Below are 839 nucleotides of genomic sequence, written 5' to 3'. Positions count from 1 at the left end.
GGTTCGGGCCTCCATTCAGTGTTACCTGAACTTCACCCTGGACATGGGTAGATCACCTGGTTTCGGGTCTACGACCACGTACTAAACGCCCTATTCAGACTCGCTTTCGCTACGGCTCCGCCTCTTCAGCTTAACCTCGCACGGGATCGTAACTCGCCGGTTCATTCTACAAAAGGCACGCCATCACCCGTTAACGGGCTCTGACTATTTGTAGGCACACGGTTTCAGGATCTCTTTCACTCCCCTTCCGGGGTGCTTTTCACCTTTCCCTCACGGTACTGGTTCACTATCGATCACTAGGGAGTATTTAGCCTTGGGAGATGGTCCTCCCAGATTCCGACGGAATTTCACGTGTTCCGCCGTACTCAGGATACATTCAAGAGAGAACGAAGTTTCGACTACGGGGTTGTTACCCTCTACGACGGACCTTTCCAGGTCGCTTCGTCTACCTCGTTCCTTTGTAACTCCGTATAGAATGTCCTACAACCCCAAGAGGCAAGCCTCTTGGTTTGGGCTATGTTCCGTTTCGCTCGCCGCTACTCAGGAAATCGCATTTGCTTTCTCTTCCTCCAGGTACTTAGATGTTTCAGTTCCCTGGGTCTGTCTTCCTTACCCTATGTATTCAGATAAGGATACCATACCATTACGTATGGTGGGTTTCCCCATTCGGAAATCTTCGGATCAAAGCTTACTTACAGCTCCCCGAAGCATATCGGCGTTAGTCCCGTCCTTCATCGACTCCTAGTGTCAAGGCATCCACCGTGCGCCCTTTCTAACTTAACCAAACTAAAAATTAAAAAATATGAGCTACACTGTTATCTAGTTTTCAAAGAACATAC

1 rRNA gene is annotated in these 839 nt (G+C 49.1%); it reads right to left on the bottom strand.

The features are described 5' to 3' along the window. Positions 1–783, bottom strand: a 23S ribosomal RNA gene (locus ACTFSI_RS27960); the annotation flags it as partial. Between the last annotated feature and the right edge of the window lie 56 nt (positions 784–839).

Source organism: Bacillus cereus group sp. MYBK101-2, from assembly GCF_051918845.1.
In the GTDB taxonomy this organism is placed as follows: Bacteria; Bacillota; Bacilli; order Bacillales; family Bacillaceae_G; genus Bacillus_A; species Bacillus_A paranthracis.
The sequence above is the reverse complement of the archived record's forward strand: the minus strand, read 5'-3'. Positions and strand labels throughout refer to the sequence as shown.